Raw genomic sequence first — 20259 nt, forward strand, 5'->3', positions numbered from 1 at the left:
TTGTTTCTATCCATCCTGATTTATGCACATTGCTTCAGCCCAGCTGCCGTAATACAAACGGGCTATAAAACTATTCCTGTTATCAGGCAGCAGCCCGCTTTTTACCCTTGAGCGGGATGACGACAGCACTGTCTTGTTTGCTCTGAGTGCGACTGGCCACAGGTACTGGCGCGTCGACAAAGTTTTCCGGTGAATCGATACCGAGGATCTCAAAACATTGACTGACCTTGGGCGCGAAGCCACTCATATTGGCCAGTTCCTCCATGCCATCAATGACATCGCGCATGATCAACTCAAGGGCCTTGCTGTTCTGAAGGTGTTTCGAGTTACTGAATTTTTCGAGGTTATACCGTTTCGGCATTCCGATACCCCAGTTTTGTTGTGTGTGTACTCTATGTCGGACGGCAGAGTAAAAACTTGAGGACCTGCGTCACACTATGCAGTGCCAGGCAGGCCCTCAGGCACACTATATAGTGGCTACGGGCAATACCGGTTTTAAGGCGCAATGAATTCCGGTTTCAGATGCGGATGAATCGTCGAGAGGATCGCTTTAAACATCTTCGGGTTACCGGCGACTATATGTCCCTTTTCGAGATACTGGTGTCCCCCGGAAAAATCACCAACGATGCCACCGGCCTCGAGGATGAGCAGTGCACCAGCAGCCATATCCCACTGGCTCAGACCGAGTTCCCAGAAACCATCCAGGCGACCGGCAGCGACATAGGCGAGGTCCAGCGCGGCGGACCCCGGGCGACGGATGCCACTGGTGTTCGGGAACAGGGCCTTGAAGGTCTCCAGATACATATCGAGGTGTTCCTGCTGGCGGAAAGGGAAACCGGTGCCAAGCAGGGCGCCATCCAGGCCGCGGGCATTACTGACGCGGATGCGACGATCATTCAGGTTCGCACCCCCGCCACGTGAGGCGGTAAACAGGTCCTGGCTAACGGGGTCGTAGACGACGCCCTGGGTCAGGCGCCCCTTGTGACGCAGGGCGATCGAGACCGCAAACTGGGGGAAACCATGTAGGAAGTTGGTGGTGCCATCCAAGGGGTCGATGACCCACTCGAATTCATTGTCGCCCTGGGCCCCGCTCTCCTCGGCCAAAATGGCGTGGTCCGGATAGGCCTTGTGGATAGTCTGGATGATCGCCTGCTCGGCCTTGAAGTCGACCTCGCTGACAAAGTCATTTTTGGCCTTGCTACTGACCGTCAGGGTATCAAGTCGTTGGAAATGATACATAATGATCTTGCCAGCCTCGCGCGCGGCGCGCACGGCGATATTCAGCATCGGTTGCATGCGTAGGTTCCTGCTATCCAGTGGTTAAATAAGAGCGTGCAGGCAGGGGCCTGCGAATGGACGCAAGTGTATAGTCGGGAAGGGAAAATCACAAGTCGCGGCTGGACTTGCGCGGTGGTTATCGGTAGCGTGCACGCCATGTACGAGAATATACGCATTGTGCTGGTTAGCACGAGTCATCCCGGCAACATCGGTGCGACAGCCAGGGCCATGAAAAACATGGGCTTGAGTGAGCTTTACCTGGTTAATCCACACGTATTTCCGCATGCCGATGCCAGCGCGCGTGCCTCTGGGGCAGATGACCTGCTGGCCAAAGCTACAGTTTGCGCAAGCCTCGAAGAGGCCGTGGCTGGTTGTAGTCTGGTTTTTGGGGCCAGTGCCCGGCTACGGAGTTTGCCCTGGCCGCTGGCTGAGCCGCGCGAGGCGGCTGTGCAGATTATCAATGCACACCAACAGGCCCCGGTGGCCGTGGTGTTTGGCCGTGAACACTCGGGTCTGACCAATGATGAACTACTGTGCTGCAATGCCCTTGTGCATATTCCCTGCAATGAAACATTCAGTTCGCTGAACGTGGCGGCGGCGGTGCAGGTGCTCAGTTACGAAATACATATGGCCGGTCGGCAAGGGATAACCGAGGTGGCGACTGATAGCCCGCTCGCCACAGCGGACGAGATCGAACGTTTCTTCCAGCATCTGGAGGAAACCCTGGTAGAGATTGAATTTCTCGATCCGGACAAACCACGCCAACTCATGCGCCGCCTGCGCAGACTCTATAATAGGGCCCGGCTTGAAGAGACCGAGGTGAATATCCTGCGCGGTATTCTCACAGCGGCACAAAAACAGGCACGGAATCGTTTACAATAGTTACGTTAACCACTTTTAGAAGAATCAGGACGCTTATGTTTGGCCGTATCCGCGAAGACCTCATTTGTGTATTCGACCGCGATCCCGCGGCGCGGAGCGTGTTCGATATTCTGACGAACTACCCGGGCTTTCATGCCTTACTGGCCCACCGTATCAGTCACCGCCTGTGGTTGTGGAAGCTGCGCTGGCTGGCACGCTGGTTATCAACGATTGCGCGCTGGTTTACCGGGGTGGAGATCCATCCAGGTGCCTGTATCGGTCGGCGTTTTTTCATCGACCACGGTATGGGCGTGGTGATCGGTGAGACCGCTGAAATCGGCGATGACTGCACGCTTTATCATGGTGTCACCCTCGGTGGTACCAGCTGGAAAAAGGGCAAACGCCACCCGACCCTGGGCAATAACGTCGTCGTCGGGGCCGGGGCCAAGGTGTTAGGGCCCATAACCATTGGCACCAATGGTCGTGTGGGCTCTAATGCCGTGGTAGTGAAGGACGTACCGGCGAATGCCACCGTGGTCGGGATCCCCGGACACATCGTCAAAAGGGTACCCCGCAGTAAAGACCATGAAAAACGCAAGGCATTTGCCGAGAAGATCGGTTTCGACGCCTACGGCACCTCGCATGGCGATATGCCTGACCCGGTCGCCAACGCCGTCAATAGCATGCTCGACCATATCCATGCCATGGATAATAAGATGGAGACCATGTGCCAGGCCCTGAAGAGTTTAGGTGGTGAAATCAATGACTTATCTCTGCCTGACCTGGGGCCCTGCAAGATCCAGTCAGCCGATGAGCCGGAGCCTATCAGTGATGGTGGCCTGGACGAGCAAAAAGCGGCCAACGATGATGCCCAGACAAAGCCCTGAACCCCCTGTAATGTCCCTGTAGATTATCGTAGAATGTGCCGCCTCTTCAGTGTGGCGGTGGGCTGTGCCGGATGAGGACAAAGTACTTGACTAAATTAGTCAGGTATGTAAAATAAGCACAGGCTTATATTATGATCCCAGGAAGGTATTTGCAATGAGACTAACGACGAAAGGCCGTTACGCTGTAACCGCAATGCTCGACCTCGCCCTGCACTATGAAGAGGGTCCTATTACCCTGGCCGACATCTCACGCCGTCAGGGCATATCGCTGTCATACCTCGAGCAATTGTTCTCGCGTCTGCGCAAAAAAGAACTTGTGATTAGTGCCCGTGGCCCGGGGGGCGGCTACCGCCTGAGCCGTGATTCCAGCGAAATTGCTGTGGCCGACGTGGTCACTGCGATTGATGAAAAAGTCGATGCCACCCGTTGTGGCGGACTGGCCAATTGCCAGGATGACGAGCCCTGTCTTACCCACGAACTGTGGACAGACCTGAGTGAGCGTATATACGACTTTTTGAGTGGTATTACCCTGGCTGACCTGGTGAACCGCAGGGAAGTGCAGGAAGTGGCCCAGCGCCAGAAGGGTATCACTGTGAATGAAATCGACGGCAAGAGTGTTGCTGTTTAATGTTATTTGATTGCTCGTGACAAACGGGCAATGACCACGGAGCCTGATGTAAATGAAGCTACCGATTTATTTTGATTACTCTGCGACAACCCCGGTAGACCCGCGTGTTGCCGAGAAGATGATGGCGTGTCTGACGCCAGACGGTAATTTTGGTAATCCGGCCTCGCGCTCTCACGCCTTTGGCTGGGAGGCTGAAGCCGCTATTGAAACGGCGCGTAAGCAGGTTGCCGATCTCGTCAACTGTGACCCGAAGGAAATCATCTGGACCTCAGGTGCGACCGAGTCGGATAATCTGGCGATCAAGGGTGTGGCACACTTCTATAAGAAGAAGGGCAAGCACATCATCACCAGCAAGACCGAACATAAGGCCGTGCTGGATAGTTGTCGCCAGCTGGAACGCGAAGGTTTTGAGGTGACGTATCTCGATCCGGAGACAAATGGCCTAATCGACCTTGGCAAGCTTGAGGCGGCCATGCGTGAGGACACCATACTGGTTTCGATTATGCACGTAAATAATGAAATCGGCGTGATTCAGGATATCGAAGCTATCGGTGAACTGACGCGTCCTCGTGGCATTATCTTCCATGTCGATGCCGCACAGAGTCCCGGCAAGGTTGATATCGACTTGCAAAAGGCCAAGGTTGACCTGATGTCATTCTCGGCACACAAGATTTATGGTCCGAAGGGTGTGGGTGCGCTTTTTGTGCGTCGTAAACCACGCGTTCGTCTTGAGGCACAGATGCATGGTGGTGGTCATGAACGTGGTCTGCGTTCCGGTACGCTGCCAACTCACCAGATTGTTGGTATGGGTGAGGCCTTCCGCATTGCCAAGGAAGAAATGGCTGAAGAGAATGCGCGTATTCTGAAGCTGCGCCAGCGCCTGCTTGATGGCATGAAAGGTATTGAAGAAGTATATATCAATGGTGATATGGAACATCGTGTCGCCGGTAATATCAACATCAGTTATAACTATGTTGAAGGCGAGTCATTGATCATGGCGTTGAAAGACCTGGCTGTTTCATCCGGCTCGGCCTGTACATCGTCCAGCCTGGAACCGTCGTACGTATTGCGCGCCATTGGTCGTAATGATGAGCTGGCACATAGCTCGATTCGTTTCACTATTGGCCGTTTCACAACGGAAGAAGAAATTGATTACGCGATTGCACTGATTCACAAGAGTATCGATAAGCTTCGGGCACTGTCTCCACTATGGGATATGTTCAAGGAAGGTATCGACCTGGATTCAGTGAAGTGGGCAGCGCATTAATCTGCGCCTTAGTGAGTAAATAATTTAAAGATAGCGTTTATCTTTGGAGGTATAGCAAGATGGCATACAGTGACAAGGTAATGGACCACTACGAGAACCCGCGTAACGTTGGTACTTTTGGCAACGATGATACCGATGTTGGTACCGGCATGGTCGGTGCGCCGGCCTGTGGTGACGTTATGCGCCTGCAGATCAAGGTAAATGATAGTGGCGTGATTGAAGATGCGCGTTTCAAGACCTATGGTTGCGGTTCAGCGATTGCATCAAGCTCGTTGCTTACCGAGTGGGTAAAAGGCAAGACCCTGGACGAAGCGGGTGAGATCAAAAATTCCCAGATCGCCGAAGAACTGGCACTGCCACCTGTAAAGGTACATTGTTCAGTGCTCGCCGAAGATGCCATCAAGGCCGCGATCACGGATTACAAGAGCAAGCAAGGCAAATAAACGACCGGGGTTTTTTATCATGGCGGTTACGCTAACCGACAAGGCAGCTGAACGCATTCGCCACTTTCTTGACTCTCGTGGTTCAGGGCTGGGGCTGCGTCTTGCTGTAAAGACGACGGGCTGTTCGGGTATGGCCTATGTGGTTGAGTTTGTGGATGAAGCAAACCCTGAAGACACAAGCTTTGAGGCCCATGGCATCAAGATCTTCGTTGATCCAAAAAGTCTTATCTACCTGGATGGCACTGAGCTTGATTATGCCAAGGAAGGTCTGAACGAGGGCTTCCAGTTCAATAATCCTAACGTCAAGGATACCTGCGGCTGCGGCGAGAGCTTTACCGTATAACGGCAGTGTTCAGTTATTGAGCACTGGAGCAGTGATATGCAGGTAGACCTTGGTAAAAATTACTTCGAATTATTCGGCCTCCCGGTTTCTTTCGAGCTTGATACCTCCAGCCTGACTGAGCGTTACCGTGACCTGCAGCGCAGTGTACATCCGGACCGCTTTGCCAATGCATCGGATCGGGAGAGACGACTATCCATGCAGCAGGCCTCATTGGTCAACGAAGCTCATCGTGCACTTAAAGACCCCCTGCAGCGTGCACGTTATATGTTGAGCCTGCAGGGTATCGATATCCATGATGAATCAAATACTGTCATGGACGGTATGTTTCTGATGGAGCAAATGGAGTTGCGCGAAGAACTCGATGCCATTACCGGCAAGGATGATCCACTTGCTGCGCTGGCCGAATTTATTGCCGGTATTGAGTCACGCATTGCTGAGCGGGTACAGAAACTGACCGGCCTGTTTGCTAATGTGAACGACGAAAACCTGCAACAGGCACATGGCCTGAGTTTACAGTTACAATTTTTATACCGCTTACGCGAAGAGGCAGAGTCTCGAGAAGAGAGCCTGCTCTAGGGAAATTATTTAGTATGGCATTGCTGCAAATTTCAGAACCGGGTCAGTCTACCGCGCCACACCAGCACCGCCTGGCCGCAGGTATAGACCTGGGTACCACGAATTCACTGGTTGCCAGTGTCCTCAGTGGTGAAGCCGTTACCCTGGCCGATGCCGGGGGCGATCACCTGCTGCCGTCGGTGGTGCGTTATTTGGCCGATGCCCAACCGGTAATCGGTGAAGCTGCGCGTATGGCAGCCAGTCAGGACCCGCAGAATACCATTGTTTCCGTAAAGCGTTTCATGGGGCGTGGCTTCGCAGACGTGCAGGCCGATAACAGTGGTTATCAGTTTATAGAAACCGACTCTGTGCCACGTCTGAAAACGGTTGCCGGTGATGTCAGTGCCATTGAGGTCTCGGCCGAGATACTCAAGTCACTCAAGCAACGTGCCGAACAAAGCCTCGGCGGTGAACTGAGCGGTGTCGTGATCACGGTGCCGGCATATTTTGATGATGCGCAGCGCCAGGCCACCAAGGATGCGGCGCGTTTTGCCGGTCTGAATGTATTGCGCCTGTTAAATGAACCCACGGCAGCTGCCGTCGCCTATGGCCTGGACCGTGGTTCGGAGGGTGTGCACGCCATCTATGACCTGGGCGGTGGTACCTTTGATATCTCCATCCTGCGGCTGAACAAAGGGGTATTTGAAGTCATGGCCACGGCCGGGGATTCGTCGCTTGGTGGCGATGACATGGACCGTGCGATTGTCGAATGGATCGCCAGAGAGTCGGGTGTTAATAGTCATGACCCGGCAACGTTTCGCCAACTCATGTACGAGGCGCGTGCGGCTAAAGAGGCCCTGACGGATAATGATGTCGTCACTATTAATATTAATGTGGCGGGTAATGCCTGGCAGGCTGAACTGAGTCGCGAACAGTTTAATACCCTGGTTGAAAGTCTGATCCGCAAGACCCTGATCCCGTGCCGCCGCGCCTTACGCGATGCCGGCATAGAACTGGACGAGATTGAAGACGTCGTCATGGTGGGTGGTTCGACCCGTGTGCCGCGTGTGCGAGAACTGGTTGGTGAGTTTTTCAAATGTGAACCACTGGTAAATATTGACCCTGACAAGGTAGTGGCAGTCGGCGCTGCGATCCAGGCAGATATCCTTGCCGGTAACAAGCCTGACGATGAAATGTTGTTACTCGATGTGATCCCACTATCACTCGGTATCGAGACCATGGGTGGCCTGGTGGAAAAGATCATTCCGCGTAATACGACCATACCGGTTGCCCGTGCACAGGAATTTACGACCTTCAAGGATGGTCAGACCGCGATGGCCGTACATGTGCTGCAAGGTGAACGTGAACTGGTCGATGACTGTCGCTCCCTGGCACGTTTTGAATTACGAGGTATTCCACCGATGGTGGCGGGTGCCGGGCGCATACTGGTGACCTTCCAGGTCGATGCCGATGGTCTACTGGAGGTGACGGCCCGCGAGCAGAACAGTGGTGTCGAGAGCAGCGTGCAGGTGAAGCCCTCATATGGTTTGTCGGATAATGAAATTGAACGTATGCTGCGCGAGAACTTTGAGCACGCCAATGACGATGTCGAGGCACGTAAGCTGCGCGAGCAGCAGGTCGAGGCCGATCGTGTATTGGAGGCCATTGGCGCCGCGCTGGCCGAAGACGGCGAGGCCTTGCTGAATGCGGATGAACGCGCCGTGATCGATGCCGCCATGGGTGCCCTGCGCCAGGCCCGTGAAAACGGCGCGGCCGAAGATATCAAACAGGCGATCGATGCCGCTGATAAGGCCACCGCTGATTTTGCCGCCCGCCGCATGGATGCCTCCATCAACAAGGCCCTCAGTGGTCACACCCTTGAAGAATTTGAGTAAGTAACGGAACGGAAGAGACCATGCCACAGATTATTGTCCTGCCCCATGAAGAAATTTGCCCGGAAGGTGCCGTGGTTGAGGCCGAGTCAGGTCTGACTATTATCGATGCCGTGCAGGCCGGTGGGATAGAGATTGAACACGCCTGTGAGAAGTCCTGTGCCTGTACCACCTGCCATGTCATTGTGCGTGAGGGTGGGGAGTCACTGAACGAGGCCGAGGAGACCGAGGAAGATATGCTCGACAAGGCCTGGGGCCTCGAACCGGATTCGCGCCTGAGCTGTCAGGCTATCGTCGGTGATAAAGACCTGGTCATTGAGATCCCCAAGTATACCATCAATATGGTCAGTGAAAATCACTAAGTCATTGTTATAAATGACAAATATGGAGGTGGATATGGGCCTGAAATGGACCGATACTCTGGATATCGCAATCGAACTGGATGATACACACCCCGAGGTAGACCCAAAGGTGATTCGTTTTACGGACTTGCACGCCTGGGTCTGTGAACTGGAGGATTTTGACGACGATCCGGATCGTTCCGGCGAGAAGATCCTTGAGGCCATCCAGATGGCCTGGATAGATGAGCGTGAATAGTGTCGTGCTCAAAAAATAGACAAAAATATCCCTGGCGGGCATTGTTACTGCCGCCTTCTGCGGCTAGAATAACACCCCGTTTTTCCCCGTAAACCCACGTATCTGCGTGGGTTTTTATGTTATTGTTATATCTTAAATTTGGAGTTTCCCGAATAATGGCAATTGAACGCACCCTCTCAATTATCAAGCCCGATGCCGTAGCTAAGAATGTGATCGGTGAGATTTACAGCCGCTTTGAAAAGGCCGGTCTGCGCATCGTCGCGGCGCGCATGATGCAGCTGAACCGTGAACAGGCAGAAGGCTTCTATGCCGTGCACAAGGAGCGCCCGTTCTTCAAGGACCTGGTAGATTTCATGCTCTCTGGCCCGGTCATGGTGCAGTGCCTGGAAGGTGAAGCTGCCATTAACAAGAATCGTGAACTTATGGGTGCCACCAACCCGGCCGAGGCCGCTGCCGGTACCATCCGTGCGGACTTCGCTGAAACCGTGGATGAAAATGCCGTGCACGGTTCCGATAGCCCGGAAACGGCCGCCCAGGAAATCGCCTTCTTCTTTGAAGACGGTGTCTGTGAGCGTACCCGCTAACGGTACGCGATGCGTAACTGGAAGCATGCGGCATGTCTGAACAGGCAAGCAAAATAAACCTGCTCGATTTTAATCGGGCTGACATGGAGGCCTTCTTCGTCGAACATGGCGAGAAGGCCTTTCGTGCTTCCCAGGTTATGCAATGGATTCATCAGCACGGGGTCACCGATTTCGAGCAGATGTCCAACATCAGCAAGGCATTGCGAGCGCGACTTACCGAGATTGCCGAGATCCGCTTGCCCGAGGTCATCGTCGATCAGGCCTCTGCAGATGGCACACACAAGTGGTTGTTGCGCCTGGACTCCGGTAACAGCATTGAAACCGTTTTTATCCCTGAAGGTTCACGCGGTACCCTATGTGTGTCTTCGCAGATTGGTTGTGCGCTGGATTGCAGCTTTTGCTCAACCGGCAAGCAGGGTTTTAACCGTAACCTGAGTACTGGTGAGATCATTAGCCAGGTACTGGTGGCAAACAAGGCCATGGGTGTCGATAAAGACGGTGAACGTGTCGTCACCAATGTTGTCATGATGGGCATGGGCGAGCCGCTGCTGAATTTCAATAATGTTGTACGCGCTATGGACATTATGCAGGATGACTTTGCCTACAGTATATCCAAGCGACGGATCACACTGAGTACCGCTGGTGTGGTGCCGGCACTGGATCGTCTACGCGAAGTCAGTGACGTCAGCCTGGCCCTGTCATTGCACGCACCGAATAATTCCTTGCGCGATGAGTTGGTGCCGCTGAATAAAAAATATCCAATTAAGGACGTCCTTGCAGCCTGTAAGCGTTATATTGAAGGTCACAAGCGTCGTCGTATTACTATCGAATATGTCATGCTTGATGGTATTAACGACAGTAATGCCCATGCGCGCGAACTCGCGCGATTGTTAAAAGGGGTGCCCTCGAAGGTGAATTTGATCCCATTTAACCCGTTTCCACAGTCAGGCTATAAGCGCTCACCGGCAAAACGGGTTGCCCGTTTTGCCGACATACTGATTCAGGCGGGACTGGTGACGATGACGCGCAAGACCCGTGGTGACGATATTGATGCAGCCTGCGGTCAGCTGGCCGGAAAGGTAAAAGATAAAACCAAACGTACCGTACAAGGTGTGCAGTTACGTAAAAGGGCGGGAGCAGCATGAAAATAATAACATCTCTATTCTTTTATATACTGATTGTGTTGAGCGGGGCGGGCCTGGTTGCCTGTAGTACCACCACGGGTGGTGGTGATGCAGAGGGTGAGCTGCGGGTCGCGCCGGAAGGTGACAAGCTGGCGGCGACCAATGTCAAACTCGGTGTCGGTTACATGCAAAAGGGCAGCTACGAGTATGCCCTGGCCAAGTTTCGTCGTGCGATCGAGATTGATAGCAGTTATCCGGATGCTCATTATGCAATAGCCCTGCTTTATGACAGGCTCGGTCGTCCCGAGGCGGCAAAGGAACACTTCGAGAAGGCCATTAGCCTGAACCCGAGTTATTCCGATGCCTATAATGCCTATGCGGCATTCCTGTGTCGCAAAGAGGATTACGAGGCCGCCGATGCAAACTTTCAAAAGGCCCTGACAAACCCCCTCTACCGCACACCACAACTGGTCTTGATCAACGCCGGCATCTGTTCGGTGAATGCTAAAAATTATGATCGCGCAGACGGTTATTTTCGCAAGGTTCTGCAGGCCGACTCACGGCAGCCGGTGGCCCTGTATCAAATGGCCAAACTCAATTATGAGAGCGGCCGTTACCTGCAGGCTCGTGCCTATATCCAGCGCTTTTCATCCGTTAGTCGTCCGACACCGCAAAGCCTGTGGTTGGGCGTGCGCATTGAACGCAGTTTAGGCGATAAAGGGGCGGCGGCCAGTTACGCCCTGACATTGCGTAAGCAGTTTCCGGATTCAGACGAGACACGTTTGCTACGTGAGTCAGGTGGGCGATGAGCGATACCTATAGTCCAGAATTGAAAGCCGGGAGTGAAGCGAGTTTTTCCTTCGGCCAGCGCTTGTCCTCCGCGCGGCGTGCCTTAAACCTGTCACAGGAGCAAGTGGCCGCCAGCCTGCGCCTGAATGTCAGCCTGATCAAGGCCATTGAGGAAGAAAACTACGCCAACCTGCCTGCGCCGATGTATATCGCCGGTTACCTGCGCAATTATGCCCGACTGTTAAAGATCCCGGTAGAGCCCTTACTGGCGGCCCTGGATATGGAACGGCTGGATTCGCCACCATTAATTGCCAAGGCCCATCACCGCCGTCGGGTATCACGGAGTGGTCTATGGGTGAAACTGTTTGCCCTGATCCTGCTGCTGGTCCTTGCGGCGGGTCTCTTTAACTGGTTTCAGTCTCAGGACTTTAACTGGCAGGTACTGTCTCAGCCGGATGACGGCAACGCACGCAGCGAGGCCGAGCTGCCCCCGATTATAGAAGAAACTATCGAACAACCCATCAAACACCCCGTCGAGCCGCTGACAGAGACTGCAGAGGTGGAGAAGGTGCAAGCCCTGTCCAGTGACGCGCTTGAGGCAGCGGTGCCACAGGTCGAGGCGATAACTGATCTCACCCAGAGCCCGAATATCGAGCCACGCCCTCAAAACATTCCTGCACCGGTGGTGTTAGCAGAAGGTGTAGCGGGTACCGGGGTCAGTCTGATACTGAAATTCAATGAAGATTGCTGGATAGAAATCAAGGACGCAAAAGGTAAGACGCTGGCCTATGACCTGTATCGCGAAGGACAGGTCAAGCAGATACGCGGTATCGCGCCTTTCAATGTCTTCCTGGGTAATGCCCGCGCGGTCGAGATTGAATATAACGGTGAGGCCTATGATGCCAGTGCATTTATACAGGGTAATCTGGCGCGCTTCCAACTGGGCAGCGTTGACGATAATGAAGGCACTATAGAATGAGTTTCAGGCAGGAGATCAAACGCCGGGCATCCCGGCAAATCCATGTTGGCCGTGTTGCCGTAGGGGGAAATGCCCCGATATCGGTACAAAGCATGACCAATACGGAAACCTGTGATGTGGATGCCACGGTTGCACAGCTTGAGGCCCTGCAACGTGCCGGCGCCGATATCGTGCGCATCTCTGTGCCGAGCATGGAGGCCGCCGAGGCCTTTGCCAGAATTCGTAAACGTACCGACCTGCCCTTGATCACCGATATTCACTTTGATTACAAGATCGCCCTGCGTGTTGCCGAACTCGGGGCCGATTGTCTGCGTATCAACCCGGGTAATATCGGTCGTGAAGACCGTGTGCGTGCCGTCGTCGATAGCGCCCGTGATAACGGTATCCCGATTCGTATCGGAGTAAATGCGGGCTCACTGGAAAAAGACCTGCAAAAGAAATATGGCGAACCCACCCCTGCGGCCTTGGTAGAGTCTGCCTTGCGCCATATCGACATCCTCGATCGACTCGACTTTCAGGATTTCAAGGTCAGCCTCAAGGCCTCGGATGTGCATACTACGGTGGCCGCCTATCGCCAACTGGCCGACCAGATTGAACAGCCCCTGCATCTCGGGATCACTGAGGCGGGCGGGGCACGTGCCGGTGCGGTAAAATCGGCGATCGGCCTGGGCATGTTATTGAATGACGGGATCGGCGACACGATACGTGTGTCTCTGGCCGCCGACCCGGTTCAGGAGATCAAGGTCGGTTTTGATATCCTCAAGAGTCTGCACATTCGCAGCAAGGGCGTGAATCTGATCGCCTGTCCGTCCTGTTCGCGTCAGCAGTTTGATGTCATCAAGACCGTGAATGCACTCGAAGAACGACTTGAGGACATCCTTGAGCCGATTGATGTTGCCGTGATCGGTTGCGTGGTGAATGGCCCGGGTGAGGCACGCGAGGCCGACATCGGCCTGGCCGGTGGTTCACCGAACCTGCTCTATATTAATGGCAAGCCGGACCACAAGGTTGATGACGAGCAATTAGTAGACGAATTGGAACGCGTAGTACGTGAATTTATCGCCAACCGCGCGGCTGACAAGCATACATTAAAAGTTTCCATACCGGTCTGAAGCGGACGGTTGTAGTTTTTTAGGGGTACGTCACTTGGCTAAGAACATTCAGGCGATTCGCGGTATGCATGACATATTGCCGGAGCAATCGCCGCGTTGGCAGCAGCTGGAACAGACCGTGAAATCGCTCCTTGCCGGTTACGGTTACAGCGAAATTCGCATGCCGATACTGGAGAAGACCGACCTGTTTTGTCGTTCTATCGGCGAAGTGACTGACATCGTAGAAAAAGAGATGTACAGCTTTGCAGATCGTAATGGTGACAGCCTGACCCTGCGTCCGGAAGGGACGGCCAGTTGTGTGCGTGCCTGTCTGGAGAACGGCTTATTACACAATCAGACACAGAAGCTCTGGTATGCCGGGCCGATGTTCCGTCACGAACGCCCGCAAAAGGGCCGTTACCGTCAATTTCACCAGATTGGTGTTGAGACCTTCGGCCTCGCCGGGCCGGATATTGATGCTGAGTTGATCTTTATAACCGCACGTCTGTGGAAGGCTCTGGGTCTGGAGGGCATTCGTCTCGAGATTAATTCCCTGGGAAGTAGTGAGGCGCGTGCGGCCTATCGTGAGCAACTGGTTGAGTATCTGTCCGCACATGAAGAACTGCTTGATGAAGACAGTAAACGTCGTCTGCACAGCAACCCCCTGCGTATCCTGGATAGCAAGAACCCTGACATGCAGGCCATGATCGAAAAGGCACCGCGCCTGCTTGAGCACCTCGACGAGGATTCACGCCAGCACTTTGAACGCCTCAAGGCCCTGCTCGATGCCGCCGGCATTGAATACCGCATTAATACCCGTCTCGTGCGAGGCCTGGACTATTACTGCAAGACCGTGTTTGAGTGGATCACCGATCGCCTCGGTGCCCAGGGTACGGTTTGTGCCGGTGGTCGTTTCGATGGCCTGGTCGAACAACTTGGTGGACGTGCCACGCCGGCCTCAGGTTTTGCCATGGGCATCGAGCGCCTGATCGCCCTGCTTGAGGAAGCCGGGGCCGAAACCCCGATCCCCCGGCCGCATGCCTACCTGGTCATGTTTGGTGATCAGGCTGAATTACGGGGTATGCAGCTGGCCGAACAGTGCCGAAACGCGGTGCCAGGCCTGCAACTTGTGGTAAATTGTGGCGCGGGCAGCTTCAAGAGCCAGTTCAAGCGCGCCGACAAGAGCGGTGCGGCATGGGCCCTGATCCTCGGCGAGGATGAAATGATGACGAATACGATCGCGGTCAAAGACCTGCGAGGCGACAGTGAGCAGCAGAATATTGACCAGGCTGAACTGGAAAATTGGTTACACACGGTTGTCGACAAACAACTTGAGAATTTTGGGGAGTAAGACGTGGCGGAACATATAACAGAAGAACAGCAAGTCGAGGCAATCAAGACTTGGTGGAAGGAAAACGGCGTGGCCGTGATTGCCGGCCTGCTGATCGGTTTTGGCGCCCTGTTTGGCTGGCGCTATTACAACGATTACAAGGACCAGCAGGCCGCCGAGGCCTCCAGTCTGTATGAGACGATGCAGCAACAACTGGCCCTGAACAAGGCCGATGCGGCAAAGGCTGGGGCCGACAAGTTGATGACGGAATACAAAGGCACTGCCTATGCCGCGATGGCCGCATTGGCTACAGCAAAACAGGCAGCCAAGTCGAATAATATGGATGAGGCCCGCGTGTCCTTACAGTGGGTACTGGATAACGGTAGTCAGACACAATTTCAACACATGGCGCGTCTGCAATTAGCAGCGATCATGCTCAATGTAAAAGAATATGATGCCGTCCTGAGTCTATTGGCTGCCGCCAAGGCGGGTGGTTTTGTTGCTGCCTATGAAGAAACCAAGGGTGATGCATTACTGGCCAAGGGCGATAGTGAGGCTGCGCACCAGGCCTATGACAAAGCACTGCAAGCAGAGGGGCTGGCTGCGCAACAACGTAAAATCGTACAGGCGAAGTTCGATAATACAACGCCTGTTATGTCAGGTTCAGATTCTGGGGTGACCAAATGATTTATCGTTTGATTATGGTTTCTTTATTTATCGCCCTGAGCGGCTGTAGTTCTGTTCGCGAGTCCATGACCGATTCTGTCACGGGGTGGTTCTCTGATAAGGACAACGCCGAGCCGCCTGCCAAGCTGGTGGATTTCAAGGCAAGCATTTCTGTTTCCCAGCGCTGGTCAGCGAGTGTTGGCAGTAACAGCAGGAAACTCTATGTGCGCCTGCAACCCAAGGTCGACGGTGATCGCATTTATGCCGCCGGTGCCAAGGGTCGTGTCAGTGCCTTTGAAGTGACTAGCGGCCAGTTATTATGGCGAGTGGATACCGAGCTGCCAATACGCGGGGGCCCCGGTAGTGGTGATGGACTGGTGCTGCTCGGTACTGCCGATGCTGAGGTCATCGCCCTGGATCGTAACAGTGGTGCAGAGCGCTGGCGTGCCAAGGTCTCCAGTGAGGTACTGGCCTCACCCGCTGCCGCAGAGGGCGTGACGGTTGTGCGCAGTATCGATGGTCGCATCTATGGGCTGTCGTCAGAGGATGGTAAACGTATCTGGACCTATGATAGCAGTGTGCCGGTATTGACCCTGCGCGGTACCAGTGCCCCGGTGATCATTAATGGCGGGGTCATCGCCGGTTTATCTAACGGTAAGTTGGTGGCCTTGTTATTAAAGAATGGTGCCCCGCTATGGGAGAGTCGTATCGCCATCCCGAGCGGTCGTTCTGAACTTGAACGTATTGTCGATATCGATGCCGATCCTATCGTTGCCAATGGGGTGGTGCATGTTGCCACCTATCAGGGGAATATAGCCACGGTTGCGCTGGAAAATGGGCGGGGTCTGTGGAATCGCAAGATGTCATCGCATGCCGGTATCGGTGCAGACAGCAACATTCTTTACGTAACGGATGCAAACAGCGAGGTTTGGGCACTCGACCGCCGTAGTGGCTCATCCTACTGGAAGCTCGATCAGCTGCGAGCTCGCAAGCTGTCGGCACCGGTTGCCTATGGGGATTATGTGGTCGTCGCAGACTTTGAAGGTTATGTACACTTCATTAACCGCAATAACGGTGCCTTTGCCGCACGTGTGCGTGTTGGCAGTAGCCCGATCGTTGCCGCGCCGATCGTTGCCGGTGACACCGTCTTCATCAGTAGTAGTGCAGGCGAACTGACCGCACTGCGCATTGGTGGTTAAACCACACCGCAGCAGTTAAAAACTGGCATTGAGTTAAGATTATGAAACCCGTTATCGCCCTGGTCGGCCGCCCCAATGTCGGCAAGTCGACATTGTTTAATCGCCTGACCCGCACGCGGGATGCCATTGTGGTGGACCAGCCCGGCATGACGCGTGACCGCCAGTATGGCACGGCAAAATTTGGCGAAAGGGATACGATTGTCATTGATACGGGTGGTCTCAGTGGCGAAGACGGTATTGATGAACTCATGGAAGGCCAGACCCTGCTGGCTATTAAAGAGGCCGACCTGGTGCTGTTTCTCGTTGATGCCCGTGACGGCCTTAACGGTGGTGACGAGATCATCGCCGCCCGCCTGCGCCAGCTTGGCAAAAAGATCCTCTTGATTATGAACAAGAGCGACGGTGTCAATACTGACTTTCTCGCTGCCGATTTTTATGTGCTTGGCCTGGGTGAGCCGATCCCGATCTCTGCCGTGCATGGCCGTGGCCCTGGTGGCCTCGAAGAGGTAGTGCTCGATGCCTTGCCAATAGCGGAAGGTGAAGACGAAGACGTCGACGAAGGCATACGTATTGCCGTGATCGGTCGTCCGAATGCCGGCAAATCAACACTGGTGAATCGTATCCTCGGTGAAGAACGTGTGCTGGTTTACGACATGCCGGGTACCACGCGTGACAGTATTAGTATCCCCTTTGAACGACGTGGCACGCACTACACCCTGATCGATACTGCCGGTGTCCGGCGTCGTGGCAAGGTGCATGAGACCGTCGAGAAGTTCAGTGTTATTAAGACCCTGCAGGCGATTGGTGAGGCAAATGTTGTCATCGTCGTATTTGACGCCCACCGTGGCGTCACTGATCAGGATGTAACCTTGCTTGGTTTTGCCCTTGAGCAGGGACGTGCGTTGGTTATCGCCATTAATAAATGGGATGGTCTGACAAAGGATGAGCGTGCGCGCATCAAAGATGAACTCGACCGTCGGCTGAACTTTATCGATTATGCCGATGAGTTTTTCATTTCGGCCCTGCACGGTACCGGTGTCGGCGACTTGTTTGCCGCCGTCGACAAGGCCTATGCCTCGGCCATGATCAAGGTTAGTACCTCGAGATTGACCGAAATACTGGAAGATGCCGTGGCAGCCCATGCGCCACCACTGGTTCGCGGTCGTCGCATCAAGCTGCGTTATGCCCACCAGGGTGGACAGAATCCGCCGATTATCGTTATTCATGGTAATCAGACACAGAACGTGCCTGAAAGTTATCAGCGTTACCTGACCAATACCTATCGCAAGGTGCTGGACCTGCATGGTACCCCGGTGCGTATCGAGTTCAAGACCGGCACTAACCCCTTTGAGGGCCGGCGTAACAAACTGACACCCAGGCAGCAATACAAGAAAAAGCGCCTGATGAAGCACGTGCGCAAGAGCAAGTAAATTTTCCACGAGAGACGTTGCAGCAATGTTGCTAGCGTCAGCGGGCCTTGTTCAGACCCCTGGGTTCTCGATATTCCTTTATTGTTGTCGGGTATATTTTCAGCAGATTCGATACCATAATAAAGACAGTTCTAGTCCCCGGGTTACTTTGCCAGCGTGATATTAACAACCAGTCCTGCTATTGCCCGTTATACCCCGGCTGCGCGTGGATACTCGCCTGCCGAGGCCAATATTGGGCAAGCTGCCACCCCGCAGCCCCCTGCACAACTCGAACGTACCATGCCGCCCCAGGGAGTGGTGGAGAGCCCGCGCACAACCCGTGTCCTTCAGCCGCAAAATCAGGGTCTCAACGAGGATGCCCGACGTGTCCTGGAGCAACTCAAGGCACGCGATCGCGAGGTACGTAGCCACGAGGCGGCGCATCTGGCCGCGGCCGGCAGTTACGCCACCAGCGGTGCCAGTTTCACCTACCAGCGAGGCCCGGACGGTCAATTTTATGCTATCGGTGGCGAGGTCGGGGTGGATATAGCCAAGGTGGCGGGTGACCCACAGGCCAGCCTTGAAAAGGCGGAGCAGGTACGTGCCGCGGCACTGGCCCCCGCCAGCCCGTCCTCGCAAGACCGGGCGATTGCCGCCCGTGCCAGCCAGTTGGCGGCCGAGGCACGCCGCGAGATCGCCTCGGCGGGCGAGGCCGGTGCACCGGGGGCAGACAGGTTAGCGGCTGTCGAGGTCGCCGAGGAATCTGCTACGGCAACGGCTTCGTCAAGCGGTTCGGCCGTGCAGGCCTATGAGGCGGTGTCGACCACTTTGGCCGTGCAATCACCGCGGTTACTGGATATACAGATATAAAAGTGTGAAAGTATACAAGTGTAATGGGGGAGCAGGGAATGAAGACCTTGGTAATCATAGTTGTGTCAGTGTTGATTGTTGGCTGTTCTGAAGAGGAGCCAGCGAAAGTCGGCGACGATGCGAGCTTCTCCGCTATGGTCGATAGTCAGGCGCAAGCCATGCAAAAGGCCAAGGCCCTTGAAGGGGTAATGCGGGATGCAGAGAAAAAGCGTCGTGAGCAGATGGGGCAATAGCCGGGCAAGCTGGCTTGTTGCAGTCTGCCAGGAACATAGTAAGCTGTAATGGTATTAATGAACGATATACCCCGATGCCGACACCGCTATTATTTTCCATTATTGAATCGCCTACTCACCCGCCCCTGTCGGAGTATTATCGGGAGCGGGGTATTAAGGAATTACGCCTGACGTCTACGCGTAAGGCGATTAGTGCCCTGAAGGCGAACAAGCCGGATTTTGTAGTGGCAGAGTTTATTTATGGCTACGGTAATAATTACGCAGGGGTGAATATTTGTAACCTGGATGTGTTTTTATACAGTCTGCAAAAGTATGCGCCGCAGGCAAAGGTGATCATCTTTGTCGATAAGGAAGAAAAGAAGTTTACTGCCAGGCTGGCCGAGCTATTTCCCCTGCATGGTATCCTACAGTACCCGATTCGCGAGCCTGAATTCAGGGCTTTATTGGAGAGTTAATGGTACGTACGAAGTTTGGACAAGTGGTCATTATGGCCTTATCACTGACGGTAGCGACAGGCACGGCGCAGGCTGGCTGGTCTGACTTTTTGGGTGATGTACTCGGTGATCTGGTGAAACCGGCCACCAGCGAAGATGCGGTGAAGGCCGGTAGTAGTGCGTTGGGGAAACAGGAAATGATCCAGGCCGTACTTGAGGCCCTCGAAGTAGGGGCAAAACGTGCCATTGCGTTATTGGCAAAGGATGGTGGTTATCTGAACGACAAGGCCGTGAAGATACTGATGCCCGAGAGCCTGCAAAAGCTTGATGATGTATTGCGCAAGGTCGGGCAGGAAAAATATGCCGACCGGTTTATCGCCAGTATGAACAGCGCAGCCGAACGGGCAGTGCCAAAGACCACCACAATTGTCATTGATGCGATTAAGAAAATGAGCCTGAGTGATGCCCAGGCCATCTTGCGGGGAAATGATGATGCGGCTACGCAATATCTTCGTGAGCACACCTCGACGGCCCTGCAAGAGGCGATTCAACCTATCGTCACCGCGACGATGGACGAAGTCGGTGTAACGGCAGCGTATAAAAAGATGGTGCGCAAGGCCGACTTCCTGTCTTCATTCGTGGATAAAGACTCACTGGATATTGATCGCTACGTCACGGCGAAGACCCTCGATGGCCTGTTCCTCAAACTGGCCGATGAAGAGGCGCGTATCCGCAAGGACCCGCTGGCACGTTCCAGTGATTTGCTGAAGAAGGTCTTTGCCGAGTTTACCAAGTAACGA

25 protein-coding genes are annotated in these 20259 nt (G+C 54.2%); 23 read left to right on the forward strand and 2 right to left on the reverse strand.

What is annotated here, in order from left to right; genetic code table 11:
* Window positions 1-82: 82 nt before the first annotated feature.
* Both EL386_RS05105 and suhB read right to left on the reverse strand, forming a co-directional pair.
* Complete coding sequence (locus EL386_RS05105) at window positions 83-361, reverse strand: hypothetical protein (protein WP_126454072.1); 279 nt, start codon at window positions 359-361, stop codon at window positions 83-85.
* A 134-nt stretch (window positions 362-495) separates the two neighbouring features.
* Entirely contained in the window at window positions 496-1296 is an 801-nt protein-coding gene (gene suhB, locus EL386_RS05110; RefSeq protein WP_126454074.1) for an inositol-1-monophosphatase, read from the reverse strand.
* Between the two features lie 138 nt (window positions 1297-1434).
* On the opposite strand from suhB, the gene trmJ reads away from it, so the two are divergent.
* The 23 genes from trmJ (at window position 1435) to EL386_RS05225 (ending at window position 20256) form a co-directional block, all read left to right on the forward strand.
* Entirely contained in the window at window positions 1435-2160 is a 726-nt protein-coding gene (gene trmJ / locus EL386_RS05115) for a tRNA (cytosine(32)/uridine(32)-2'-O)-methyltransferase TrmJ (RefSeq protein WP_126457235.1), read from the forward strand.
* Window positions 2161-2195: 35 nt separating this feature from the next.
* On the forward strand, window positions 2196-3026 hold the full coding sequence (gene cysE / locus EL386_RS05120; protein ID WP_126454076.1) for a serine O-acetyltransferase: 831 nt from the start codon (window positions 2196-2198) through the stop codon (window positions 3024-3026).
* Window positions 3027-3180: 154 nt separating this feature from the next.
* Window positions 3181-3654, forward strand: a complete 474-nt coding sequence (iscR, locus tag EL386_RS05125; protein ID WP_126454077.1) for a Fe-S cluster assembly transcriptional regulator IscR — start codon at window positions 3181-3183, stop codon at window positions 3652-3654.
* Window positions 3655-3706: 52 nt separating this feature from the next.
* Window positions 3707-4921 (forward strand): IscS subfamily cysteine desulfurase, encoded by a 1215-nt coding sequence (locus EL386_RS05130; RefSeq protein ID WP_126454079.1) that lies wholly within the window; start codon window positions 3707-3709, stop codon window positions 4919-4921.
* A gap of 59 nt (window positions 4922-4980) precedes the next feature.
* Window positions 4981-5364, forward strand: coding sequence for a Fe-S cluster assembly scaffold IscU (iscU, locus tag EL386_RS05135; RefSeq protein WP_126454081.1), 384 nt, complete (start codon window positions 4981-4983; stop codon window positions 5362-5364).
* Window positions 5365-5383: 19 nt separating this feature from the next.
* Window positions 5384-5707, forward strand: coding sequence for an iron-sulfur cluster assembly protein IscA (gene iscA / locus EL386_RS05140; RefSeq protein WP_126454083.1), 324 nt, complete (start codon window positions 5384-5386; stop codon window positions 5705-5707).
* A gap of 36 nt (window positions 5708-5743) precedes the next feature.
* Entirely contained in the window at window positions 5744-6283 is a 540-nt protein-coding gene (gene hscB, locus EL386_RS05145; RefSeq protein WP_126454085.1) for a co-chaperone HscB, read from the forward strand.
* Window positions 6284-6297: 14 nt separating this feature from the next.
* Window positions 6298-8157, forward strand: coding sequence for a Fe-S protein assembly chaperone HscA (gene hscA / locus EL386_RS05150; protein ID WP_126454087.1), 1860 nt, complete (start codon window positions 6298-6300; stop codon window positions 8155-8157).
* Between the two features lie 20 nt (window positions 8158-8177).
* Window positions 8178-8516 carry an ISC system 2Fe-2S type ferredoxin gene (fdx, locus tag EL386_RS05155; RefSeq protein ID WP_126454089.1) on the forward strand — a complete coding sequence of 113 codons (339 nt, stop codon included), beginning with the start codon at window positions 8178-8180 and terminating at the stop codon, window positions 8514-8516.
* A 40-nt stretch (window positions 8517-8556) separates the two neighbouring features.
* Entirely contained in the window at window positions 8557-8751 is a 195-nt protein-coding gene (gene iscX, locus EL386_RS05160; RefSeq protein ID WP_476756008.1) for a Fe-S cluster assembly protein IscX, read from the forward strand.
* Window positions 8752-8906: 155 nt separating this feature from the next.
* Window positions 8907-9335, forward strand: coding sequence for a nucleoside-diphosphate kinase (gene ndk, locus EL386_RS05165; RefSeq protein ID WP_126454093.1), 429 nt, complete (start codon window positions 8907-8909; stop codon window positions 9333-9335).
* Between the two features lie 32 nt (window positions 9336-9367).
* A complete protein-coding gene (gene rlmN, locus EL386_RS05170; RefSeq protein ID WP_126454095.1) occupies window positions 9368-10480 on the forward strand; it encodes a dual-specificity RNA methyltransferase RlmN in 1113 nt (370 codons plus the stop codon).
* Window positions 10477-11268: a type IV pilus biogenesis/stability protein PilW gene (gene pilW / locus EL386_RS05175; protein WP_126454097.1), complete on the forward strand. Its 792-nt coding sequence runs from the start codon at window positions 10477-10479 to the stop codon at window positions 11266-11268. The genes rlmN and pilW overlap by 4 nt, the downstream gene beginning before the upstream one ends.
* Window positions 11265-12227 carry a RodZ domain-containing protein gene (locus tag EL386_RS05180; protein ID WP_126454099.1) on the forward strand — a complete coding sequence of 321 codons (963 nt, stop codon included), beginning with the start codon at window positions 11265-11267 and terminating at the stop codon, window positions 12225-12227. Before pilW ends, EL386_RS05180 begins: the two co-directional genes overlap by 4 nt.
* Window positions 12224-13339: a flavodoxin-dependent (E)-4-hydroxy-3-methylbut-2-enyl-diphosphate synthase gene (ispG, locus tag EL386_RS05185; protein ID WP_126454101.1), complete on the forward strand. Its 1116-nt coding sequence runs from the start codon at window positions 12224-12226 to the stop codon at window positions 13337-13339. Before EL386_RS05180 ends, ispG begins: the two co-directional genes overlap by 4 nt.
* Window positions 13340-13373: 34 nt before the next feature.
* Entirely contained in the window at window positions 13374-14669 is a 1296-nt protein-coding gene (hisS, locus tag EL386_RS05190) for a histidine--tRNA ligase (RefSeq protein ID WP_126454103.1), read from the forward strand.
* 3 nt (window positions 14670-14672) lie between these two features.
* Window positions 14673-15335 carry a YfgM family protein gene (locus tag EL386_RS05195; RefSeq protein WP_126454105.1) on the forward strand — a complete coding sequence of 221 codons (663 nt, stop codon included), beginning with the start codon at window positions 14673-14675 and terminating at the stop codon, window positions 15333-15335.
* Window positions 15332-16513 (forward strand): outer membrane protein assembly factor BamB, encoded by a 1182-nt coding sequence (gene bamB, locus EL386_RS05200; RefSeq protein WP_126454107.1) that lies wholly within the window; start codon window positions 15332-15334, stop codon window positions 16511-16513. Before EL386_RS05195 ends, bamB begins: the two co-directional genes overlap by 4 nt.
* A 41-nt stretch (window positions 16514-16554) precedes the next feature.
* Complete coding sequence (gene der, locus EL386_RS05205) at window positions 16555-17943, forward strand: ribosome biogenesis GTPase Der (RefSeq protein ID WP_126454109.1); 1389 nt, start codon at window positions 16555-16557, stop codon at window positions 17941-17943.
* A 156-nt stretch (window positions 17944-18099) separates the two neighbouring features.
* On the forward strand, window positions 18100-18792 hold the full coding sequence (locus tag EL386_RS05210; protein WP_197722152.1) for a putative metalloprotease CJM1_0395 family protein: 693 nt from the start codon (window positions 18100-18102) through the stop codon (window positions 18790-18792).
* A 38-nt stretch (window positions 18793-18830) separates the two neighbouring features.
* Window positions 18831-19025, forward strand: a complete 195-nt coding sequence (locus EL386_RS05215; protein WP_126454112.1) for a hypothetical protein — start codon at window positions 18831-18833, stop codon at window positions 19023-19025.
* Between the two features lie 74 nt (window positions 19026-19099).
* Window positions 19100-19480 carry a hypothetical protein gene (locus EL386_RS05220; RefSeq protein WP_126454114.1) on the forward strand — a complete coding sequence of 127 codons (381 nt, stop codon included), beginning with the start codon at window positions 19100-19102 and terminating at the stop codon, window positions 19478-19480.
* The gene (locus tag EL386_RS05225; RefSeq protein WP_126454116.1) at window positions 19480-20256 is read left to right on the forward strand and encodes a DUF4197 domain-containing protein; all 777 of its coding nucleotides are present in this window, start codon (window positions 19480-19482) and stop codon (window positions 20254-20256) included. The genes EL386_RS05220 and EL386_RS05225 overlap by 1 nt, the downstream gene beginning before the upstream one ends.
* Window positions 20257-20259 lie beyond the last annotated feature (3 nt).

The sequence above is a fragment of the Sulfuriflexus mobilis genome (assembly GCF_003967195.1).
GTDB classification, from domain to species: domain Bacteria; phylum Pseudomonadota; class Gammaproteobacteria; order AKS1; family AKS1; genus Sulfuriflexus; species Sulfuriflexus mobilis.